Raw genomic sequence first — 10,118 nt, 5'->3', positions numbered from 1 at the left:
TTCTTTTGCCATTTTTAATAATTTATGAATTTACACAAAAATATATATAGCATCATATTTTAAGTTATACTACACAGACATAGTCGAATAAATAATCTAAATGTAACAAAAAAGACACTAAATTGTGCCTTTGTTAATTATATTTACTAATGTATTTCCTATTGTTCCGGTTTGGTGATCTTCTATAACTAAATCAGCTGCTTCCTTAGCCTCTTTAGTAGCGTTGCCTACTGCAATTCCTAATTTAGCCCCTTTAATCATATTTACATCATTACCACTATCGCCAAATGCTACTAAAGTACTATCATCAAGCCCTAAAAGTTCTAATACTTTTTGAACACCTACAAATTTAGAAATACCTTGTGGGTTTACATCTGTATAAACAGAATTTGTTAAATATACAACACAAGGTAGATCTTTTGTAGCTTGTCTAATATCATTTGTAATAGCTTCTGCCTTCTCAAAAGGATTTCTTAAAGCTATTTGTGTAATTACGCTTTCTTTAGCTAAAACAACACTTTCTAAGTAGTCTAATGTCGCGATATTTAAGATATTCATATCCATAATTTGTTCTTTAGACATTCATTTAGGGAACTTATTATTAGGTAAATAAGAACCATTGTAATCTATTGTGTCTACAGTTAAGATTAAATCATTTTCTAAAGCCTTTTCTTTAAGAATATAGAAAACTTGATTAGGAACTGTGTTAAGCACTATCTTTGTTTGCTTATTAACATCATATATTAAGGCTCCATTTGAGCAAACTACATAATCAACATATTTGATAGTACCATCTTTGAGTAATGGAAGTACTTTTTGTAGGCCTCTCCCTGTTGCAATAATATTAACATTTCCTGATTTTTGTACTTTTTTAAGACCTTCCATTGTTTTTGGGTGGATGGTATTATCTTTTCTTAGTAATGTACCATCTAAATCATATGCAAAAGCTATTTTCATATGTCCTCTTTCTATTGTTTTATTCGCAGAAAAAAACCAAAATCACTATGTAATAGGTATTTTGGTTAAAATTATTATTTAGATTTTGAATCTGATTCACGATATGGGATAACATGAATATGTGTGTGGAAAACAACTTGACCAGCTGTTTTTCCTGTATTTATGACAATTTTAAAACCAGGTATTCCTTTTTCAATTACCTCTTGATTAGCTAGTTCTCTAGCTTTTTTCATAGCATATAAGAAATCTTCTTCGCTATTAGCTAAGATGTTTTCTTCTGGAGTTTTAGGTATTACAAGAAAGTGTCCTTCTGTTTGAGGAAAAGCATCATATATCGCAATGACTTTATCATCTTCATAAAGCACTTTACTTGGAATTTCTCTTTTAATAATCTTTGTAAAAATTGAATCCATTATTTAGCTACTATTATTAACCCTTCTGTTTTAGCTTTTAAAGCATCATCTACTTTAACAACATAACCTAAGTCTACAAATGCTTTTTGGGCTTTCTTAAATAGTTTTTCATCACTTACAGCAAGTAAGATTCTTAATTGATTTAAGCTATCTTTGTATGGTGTTTCATCGAATGAAAGTACTTTTTCTTCAACTTCTTTTTCTTTTCCATCTTCTGTAACTTTCTTAGTTACTTTTTTACCAACAGGAACAATTTGACTCATGTAAGCAACATTAATTGTTGTTCCATCTGTTGAAACAGGAATAGATGAAGCTAATTTCTTAGTATCAGGATTTACAGATACAATCTTATTATTTACAGCATCATAGAAACCTACAACGATTTCATCTGATGTCTTTTCTAATAAATCATCAACTGAATATGAAAGACTATATGGATTTGTTGTAATTCCTTTGTAACCACCTAAAGTCATTTGATATGGAGCACTTTGATTAATTAATAAAGCACTTGTAGCTGTATCACCAGCTGAAGTTGATTTCTTAATTAAGTCTTGATATTCTTGCACTGAATCAATTTGATAGTTAGCCATTGTAAAAATGTTATTTTCATTTTTATCTTCATATTGTCATAATTGAACTGACTTATTGTTTATAACATAATTGATTAAGTTAAATTGATCTAATTGGAATTTTGCTTTATATAGTGAAGCTGAAGATTGATCTATTTTTTCTAAATCAGCTAATGAATTAATTTGGAAGTATTTATTAACTAATAATAGTTTATTTACAACATAAGCTACTTTTGTGTCTTTGTTGTTGTATAAAACGTTAAATTGTTCTTGACTTACTGATGCTTTATAATAAGGACTTGAACTTCCATCTGCAACATTATCTTTACCACTAATAAAATCTTTGAAAGCAGCTTGATCATCTTTAGATAAAATACCTGAAGCTGCTCAAATGTTTAATTGTGTAAATAAGTAGAATGGGTTGTTCTTTAAGTTTTCGCGTGCTACATAAGCTGTATATGCTGCATATGCATCTGCTTTATAAGCATCGTTTTCAATTAACTTTTTATCTTGAGCAACTGAATATAAGTTCTTTAGAGTTGATTCTAATCATTGATTTTCGATGATTTGTGTTACTGAATCCTTCTTGAAGTCAGCATCTTGTTGTCTTTTTGCATCAGTGTCTTTATCAGTTCCACAAGACACCATAGCTAAAGGCATTGCCACAGCAGGAGCTACAAATAATAAGCTTTTAGATCTGAATTTCATTATTTATCTCCTTCTGTTGTTGATTTTCATAAGTTTTGACTTAAGTAACTATAAATTGTATCTAATGCTGACTTTTCACTCATTACAGGAGCATCTCCATATGAGTAAACTAATTTAGCTAAACCATCTACAACTTCAAAGTTATAACTTGTTCCTGTAGCAAATTGAGTTTTAACTCATTTATCTACATTTTTAAGTAAGTCTAATAATTTTTGTGTTTCTTTTCCTACTAAAATACTGTTTACAGCTGTTTTAATTTCATTGATGTTTTCTTCGGTATAGTTTTTATTTTCTGTGCTCTTTTGTGTTTGAATATATGCATTAAAGTCTGGATTGTTAATTAATGAATTAACAACAAATTCAGAACTTACTTTAGGTGATAATTTGTTTGTCACATTAAAGTATGTTTTGTTTCCAGCAGCATAGTTTTCAGCATCACTTGCGATAAATTGTTTGAAAGCATCTAAACTTTCGATTGATTCATATCTAGCTAATAAAATTTCTGAATCAGTTAGTAGTAAATAAGCTTTATCCATTCCATTAACTTGCATTACAACTGGTACTTTTTTGCTTGCATCATTACCTTTAGATGTTTCTACGGCAAACTCTCAATTGTAAAATTGATTAAAGAACTTAGGCATAGCTTCTTTTTTAATATTAGAAACTACTCTATCAACTACTTTATTAAATTCATTAAGCTTATCAGCAGCCTCTCTTTCAGTTTGAGCAGCTTGAGCTTTAGGTAAAATATCTTTTAAAGCAGCTACTATAGCAGGTTGATTCTCAATGTTATTGATATAGTCATCTTTTAAAGTAAATAAATCAATTGAAGGAATGTTTGAAGCTACATTATTTCCAAATATTGCTTCAGCAAATATTCCTAAACCTTGTTCTACAGATTTACTTAATAATTCTTCAGCAGTTGTAAGTCCTGTTGTACCTAATGAAGCTGTATCAGTTAAAGTTAAAGCACCTAAATAAGTTTGATATTTCTTAACTGTTTCATCATAAGATGTGTTGCTTTGTCCCTTGTTTTGTAAAGCATAGTCTTTAGCAGTTTTCATTTCTTTTAAGATTTCCATATTAGACTTAATTGCAAATGAATCACCATTTTTAACAATACTATATTTAAGTAAGTTTGCTAATTTATCTTTTTCTTTATCATCATTTAAAACTCATGATTGATATACATCAGATTTATTTGTTTTACCAGCTAATTTGTAAACTGTAGGTAAAACAACTTTATTCTTGTTAAAGTATTCTTCAACAAATGGTGTAGGTGATTTTAAGTCTCTAACAATTTCAACTTTATTATTAGCTCTTTTTATGTCAACAACAAATGACTTAGTTAATAATGTTGTTACATTGTTTGCATTATTAGGATCAACAAAGTAATTTACACCTTCTTTAAAGTAAGGGAATACCTTTTCACCTTTTTCAAATAGTACAACAGGTTTTCCATTTTCACCTTTGATTTGGTTACCATTTTCATCAAGTTTGTAGACTGTTGTTTTAGCTGTACGGTTAATAAAATCTATTGTTTGTTTTTTGTATTCAAGTTGATATCTTCTTAATGCTTCAGATTCAATTTGCTTAAACACTAAAAAGTCAACAGCTTGAGCTTCGCTTAAACTATTCCCATATTCAGGTTTGTTTAAGATTTCGTTGAATTGTTTTTCTCAGTTTTCATATCCGTAGTTCTTTTTAAGATTTGCCTTAAGATCATCAATTTTACCTTGAACATCTCTTCTAATTTCTTTTAGAGATTTTAATCCAATTGAGTTGTTTACAGATTCACCCTCTTGAAGTGAAGCATTTCAAATTCTTTGATATTCTTGAGATGCTTTATATTCTTCATTGTAAAGATATTCAATTGATTTACGGTATACGTTTTCGATTTCTTTAGAAGCTGTAACATCTTTTGTGTTTACAAGTTCTTGTAATTTTCCTGCATTTGTAGTAGATAATTGTTTCCCATCAGGCCCTAAATATTCAACAACTGATTTATCGCTTGGGATCGCATCTTTGTAATTTACTTTAGTTACTGTAATCGCTAAAGGAATTGTAATAGCAGCCACAATTCCTACAAAGATTGTAGAAGCAAGAGCAATTGTTAACTTGTTTCTTTTGGCTTTGTTAGTAGTATTCTTATCGTGTTTTTCGTCATGTCTATCATTTAATTCAGTTAAACGCTCAAAGAATGATTTCTGTCTCTTTGCCATTAATACCTCGTTTTCTTTAATTTAAAATATATTTTAAATTATAGCAAATTTATTAATTTATAATTCTATTATGGAATATAGAGAAATAGTAGAAGGATTTAAAAACTTAAATGCTTTAGCTAAAGAAGAGAAGTTTGTTTATTCATTAACTTCAACATCTTTAAAGCAAGCTTTAAATGGTGAAATGATTACAAATCCAATTTCAATTGCAATATCATTTTCTACACTATTGAAACTTAAGTTTTTCTTTCCTGAAAAACTTAATTTACCACCTGATAATGGCTTTGATGATTTTTTTCCAAGCCTACAGCTAGGTAATATTGTATTTAATTTATATATTTTAACTGAATCAAGTAGAGAAATAGTAACTTCACGTTTTATTACTAAAATAATAGAAAAAATCAACAAGGGTAGATGGTGTGATATTTTGTTATTATTAGATCAAATATTTAGTGAAGAACCTTCAATTTGGTCATATCTTTATCGAGATGAAGATGAAATTATTAAACTTGAAGCAATCACTAGAATGAACCCTTATTATTACAATGTTTTAAAAATTGAAAATGTTGATGTACCTTATTTAGATTATTTTAAAGATCAAGTAAAGAATAATATTAAATAATATTAGATATATAGCAGAGGTTGCTCTGTTATTTTTTTTACAAAAAATTGTAAAAAAAATAAGCGACGCCCTATTTTCACATCTCTGCTATCGTCGGCGCTAGAGGGCTTAACTACTGAGTTCGGAATGGTATCAGGTGATCCCCTCTGCTATAATCACTTGTAAAAAGTATATATCAAAATTTTAATCTTCAAAATACTTTTTTTATTTTTTCTCTAGTCAAGAGTTATTAGATTATAACATTGTTTTAGCTATTTATTTCTAAATCATATTAGATACTTATTTGCCTATGGCATAGGCAAATAAAAATCTAGCCGGAGCTAGATTCATATTATTTTTTCAAGACTTTAGACATGAATTTTTGCTTAAATCATTTAGATTGAGTCAAGTAATGAATTGAAATCGTTTGAAGTATAGTTCAAATAGAACCAAAGATTCAGTAAACTTGAACCCCAGCAGAGAACATAACAGTAATTACTGTGAATACAATCATCATAATACGTTGAGTTCTTTCTGATTTTTTAAGCGCTTCAGCTTCAGCAATTGTTGTTCTTCTCTTGAATTTCTTCTTGTTTAATAATCTTGGGATCATCATTGATAAAATTTGGAAGATTACAACAGCAGCTAATATTCATAGGTAAACTAATTGTCCATCAAATAGTCTCTTATATGAAATTGAAGCGAAGTTAACTCCAAGTCATGTCGTTTCCTTGATTTCTGGAATACTTTGAATAACCCTTCACATAGCGAAGAAAATTGGCATCGAAAGTATCATAGTTCCGAACTGATCGGCAGGGTTAATATTATACTTACTATATAAAGCTGAAATTTCCTGTTGTTTTTTCATCTTCATTGCTTTATTTTGCTCTAAGCCTTTATATTTAGCTTCAATAGCAGCTTTTTTGTATTTTAGTTCTTCCATTACTTGTTGCATAACGGTAGATCTAAATGTAATAGCTAGACCAATAAGACGTGTTAGTATAATAGCGATAACAATAGCGATAATTGAGGCTCATCCATCTCATCCAGGCATTGCTTGACGTAATGATTGAATTAAAACAGATAGAGGGTAAACTAATAATCCGTAGAATGGACCATATCCTCAAGCTTCACCTCAATTTGTAATTGGTTGGATTGCATAATCACCAGCAAATGGAAGAACTGGACCATTTTGTGAATATAGGATATTTGCATTGTAATCAAATTTATTAGCTTTATTTGATTCACTAGCTAGTTTTAATCACTTATCTGAATATTCATTACTATTATTAAAGTATTGTAATTGGTTTAAGTATTCAGACATAGTTTTTTGATATTGGATTAATAAACTATATTGTTTTGGTGTTAATGTAAATAATGGAGTATTTACATCTACAGCACCAGTATTTACATTGTCTTTTGCTTGTAATTGATCAGCTAAACCTTTAATAAATTTAGAAGGTGTAGCTCCTAATTCTTGTGCAAATTTAGAACCTTGTCCAAATGAATATTCATAGAATGCTTGTAAAACATCTCTAGCAAACATTCTGTTAGCATTATATTCTGCTTCAGTAAAGTTGCTCTTATTAGCTTTTAATTCAATATTATCTGGTGTATTAATTTTTTGCACACCTGAAATTTCGCTAATAACGATATTTCCATTTGAATCTTTTACAGGTACATAAACGATTGATTTGTTACCGTTAGCATCTGTAACTTGCATTTGTTGAGTTGCTTGAGAAATGAATTTTGAACTCATATCTCCGATTAATTGTCCTTTTTTATCACCATCTAATTCATATTTGTAAGCAAATAAGTAGATGTCACTTGTTTTAGCATTTGTAACATATTGGTATTGTGGTGATGATTGAGATCTAAATAAATATTTAATTGGTTGACCTTCTTCAGGTTTTGTTCCAAAAATACTATCTTTTTCTGTAACTAAGTTAGCTTCTTTTAAAGATTCAGAATTAGGTAGTTGGAATGAAACTAAATATTTACCAGATTGCCCGTAGTTTCCACCATTTAATTTAGTTTGGTCTCTTAGCGCTTCTAAAATTTTAGAATCACGTATGAAAAAGTTGGCTTCTGTGTTACTTGTAAGTAAGTTGTAAGTATAACTTTCTTCTTGTTTATTGTCGCCTGATTGATTGTTGATGTAATCAACTTTTTGTTCTTTTTCTTTTAAAGTATTAACTCTAGGGGCGATGTCCTTTTGAGATCTGTAAAACTCAATCCCGTTCCCTACGTTATATGAATTTTTCAATGCAAACGCTTGAACACACCCTGTAATTGTTAATCCAAAAACAAAAACGTAGAAGATTATCTTAAATCATTTTAAGAATTTCTTTCAGCCTTCTTTTCTTTTTTGTTTAGGATCATTACTATTGGTAAAATATTGAAAATTATTGTTTGCTTTTTTCATTTTTCCTAAATTTCTCAAAGATTTTAGCTACTGCTGTTTTTTTAGTTGCATAATCAGCTTCAATAAAATCCTTGCGAACAATAAGTACAAAATCATAATTTAAGTCATATAAATTTAATTCATGTACTATTGCTCTTAATTGTCTCTTGTATAAATTACGACCAACTGCATTAGCAAATTTTTTAGGAACCGTTAATCCAGCTCTAAAAGATTCGCTTTTTATTGAATAAACAATTAGATATTTATTCGCCAGACAATTTTTCTTGCCTGAGTTTAATACATTGTTAAATTCTCAGTTTTTTCTAAGTCGATATTGTTTTTTCATTTTAGAAATTATTTATCAGAAACTGTTAATCTTTTTCTACCTTTAGCTCTTCTTCTAGCTAATACTTTTCTTCCGTTAGCTGTTTTCATTCTAGCTCTGAAACCATGTACTTTAGCATGTTTACGCTTGTTTGGTTGGTAAGTTCTTTTACTCATATTTTCTCCTCCTATTATGAATGATTTTTCAATAATTATATAAGCGTGTTTATATTATACACAAAAAGTCTCTTTTTAATACTCACAAAACAGCAAGATAAAACACTTATTTTTTATAACTTTTTAAGCTTATTTTTAGCATCAAAAAGTTTATCTAACAAGTATACTAAATCAAAAATTTATAAACAGTTTCATAGTTATGATTATTTTGCTTTCAATTTAATTAGGATAATTTTTAAACAGCAAATAAACTAGCTTATTTAACCTGAATGATAGATAAATTTTTATCATAATTATCATAAAACGTGGCTTTTAACGATAATTCATTAACTTCAAATTGTTGTATAATATCACCATTAGAATAAGAGGTTTAAATGTTAAATTTAAAATATGTTTTAAATAACGAAGAAAAAGTTAGAAAAAATCTTTTAAACAGAGGTTTTGATATAAAAATTTATGATGAATTTGTCTCACTTGCAAAGCAACGTGGACAAATGATGAATCAAGCTCAAATGAAAAAAGCTGAATTAGGTAAACTTTCTAAAGAATTTGGTTCATTAAAAAATCAACCTGAAGCTTTAAAAGAATTAAAAGATCAAATTGCAAAAATTAAAGTCGAAGAAAACGAACTTACAACTCAAGCAGATAGTCTTAATAGTAGAATCGAAGAACTAATTTTACAAATCCCTAACGAAACATTACCTGAAGTACCTGTTGGTGCTGACGAAGATGAAAATGTTGTTCTTGCAGAACATCCAAACCTAGGACGTGGGCTTGTTCGTGGAGTTTTACCTCACTATGAAGTAGCTAAAAACTTAGATATTATTGATTTTGAACGTGCTGTAAAATTATCTGGATCTCGTTCTGTTGTCTATAAAAACGCAGGTTCTAAATTAGTAAGAGCTTTAATTAACTTTATGCTTAATCTTCATACATCTAAAGGTTACAACGAATACAACACCCCTGTAATAGTAAAAGAAAAAATGTTATATGGAACAGGACAACTTCCAAAATTCAAAGAAGACCTTTATAAAATCGATGGTGCTGATGAATATTTAATTCCTACAGCTGAAGTTACTCTTACAAACATTTACAACAATGAAATAGTTGATTTATCTACACCTTTTAGAGCTACAGGATACACAGAATGCTTTAGATCTGAAGCTGGTTCTTCAGGTAAAGACACACGTGGTATTTTAAGACAACACGAATTTAAGAAAATTGAACTTGTTAAAGTTACAAACGAAAAAGATGCTATTAAAGAATTTGAAGCTATGCTTGAAGATGCTAAAGATGTTTTAGAAAAACTTGAAATTCCATACCGTGAATTACTTTTATGTACAGGTGATTTAGGATTTTCATCTCGTAAAACAATTGATTTAGAGCTTTGATTACCTTCAGAAGAAAGATATAGAGAAACATCTTCTGTAAGCTATATGGGTGATTTCCAAGCACGTAGAGCAATGATTAGATACAGAGATGAAGATGGTAAAACACAATACGCTCACACAATGAACGGTTCAGGGCTTGCCGTAGATAGAGTTATTGCTGCTATCTTAGAAATTTACCAAAACGAAGATGGATCTATTACAGTTCCTAAGGTTTTAGTACCTTATATGGGAATGGAAGTAATTAAATAATTCAAAAATTGTTATTTATCTATAAATGTGGAACAAAATCGTTCCACATACTAAAATGCAATTTCCATTGCAACACTAAAATATCTGGCTTTTATACCAGATA

General features: G+C 29.1%; 9 protein-coding genes and 1 rRNA gene. 2 read left to right on the top strand and 8 right to left on the bottom strand.

Features of this window, described 5'->3' with window-relative positions; genetic code table 4:
• Positions 1-117 precede the first annotated feature (117 nt).
• From ACX1M8_RS03115 to ACX1M8_RS03100, 4 genes are all read right to left on the bottom strand, one after another.
• Positions 118-957 (bottom strand): Cof-type HAD-IIB family hydrolase, encoded by an 840-nt coding sequence (locus ACX1M8_RS03115; protein ID WP_458836780.1) that lies wholly within the window; start codon positions 955-957, stop codon positions 118-120.
• 74 nt (positions 958-1,031) lie between these two features.
• Positions 1,032-1,370, bottom strand: coding sequence for a histidine triad protein HinT (gene hinT / locus ACX1M8_RS03110; RefSeq protein ID WP_458836779.1), 339 nt, complete (start codon positions 1,368-1,370; stop codon positions 1,032-1,034).
• A complete protein-coding gene (locus tag ACX1M8_RS03105; protein ID WP_458616448.1) occupies positions 1,370-2,647 on the bottom strand; it encodes a HinT-interacting membrane complex lipoprotein P60 in 1,278 nt (425 codons plus the stop codon). The genes hinT and ACX1M8_RS03105 overlap by 1 nt, the downstream gene beginning before the upstream one ends.
• Positions 2,647-4,869 carry a HinT-interacting membrane complex protein P80 gene (locus tag ACX1M8_RS03100; protein WP_458836778.1) on the bottom strand — a complete coding sequence of 741 codons (2,223 nt, stop codon included), beginning with the start codon at positions 4,867-4,869 and terminating at the stop codon, positions 2,647-2,649. The genes ACX1M8_RS03105 and ACX1M8_RS03100 overlap by 1 nt, the downstream gene beginning before the upstream one ends.
• A gap of 70 nt (positions 4,870-4,939) precedes the next feature.
• Between ACX1M8_RS03100 and ACX1M8_RS03095 the strand changes: the two genes are divergently transcribed.
• Positions 4,940-5,491, top strand: a complete 552-nt coding sequence (locus tag ACX1M8_RS03095) for a hypothetical protein (RefSeq protein WP_458836777.1) — start codon at positions 4,940-4,942, stop codon at positions 5,489-5,491.
• A gap of 57 nt (positions 5,492-5,548) precedes the next feature.
• Here the strand turns inward: ACX1M8_RS03095 and rrf are convergent.
• The 4 genes from rrf to rpmH form a co-directional block, all read right to left on the bottom strand.
• Positions 5,549-5,654: ribosomal RNA gene (rrf, locus tag ACX1M8_RS03090) — 5S ribosomal RNA — on the bottom strand.
• A 168-nt stretch (positions 5,655-5,822) separates the two neighbouring features.
• Complete coding sequence (gene yidC, locus ACX1M8_RS03085) at positions 5,823-7,895, bottom strand: membrane protein insertase YidC (protein ID WP_458836776.1); 2,073 nt, start codon at positions 7,893-7,895, stop codon at positions 5,823-5,825.
• Positions 7,876-8,220 (bottom strand): ribonuclease P protein component, encoded by a 345-nt coding sequence (gene rnpA / locus ACX1M8_RS03080; RefSeq protein WP_458836775.1) that lies wholly within the window; start codon positions 8,218-8,220, stop codon positions 7,876-7,878. Before rnpA ends, yidC begins: the two co-directional genes overlap by 20 nt.
• Before the next feature lie 8 nt (positions 8,221-8,228).
• Complete coding sequence (gene rpmH, locus ACX1M8_RS03075) at positions 8,229-8,375, bottom strand: 50S ribosomal protein L34 (protein ID WP_257089135.1); 147 nt, start codon at positions 8,373-8,375, stop codon at positions 8,229-8,231.
• A 374-nt stretch (positions 8,376-8,749) separates the two neighbouring features.
• Between rpmH and serS the strand changes: the two genes are divergently transcribed.
• A complete protein-coding gene (serS, locus tag ACX1M8_RS03070; protein WP_458835966.1) occupies positions 8,750-10,015 on the top strand; it encodes a serine--tRNA ligase in 1,266 nt (421 codons plus the stop codon).
• Positions 10,016-10,118 lie beyond the last annotated feature (103 nt).

The sequence above is a fragment of the Mycoplasma tracheobuteonis genome, assembly GCF_054456995.1.
This window is presented reverse-complemented; position numbering and strand designations above follow the sequence as displayed.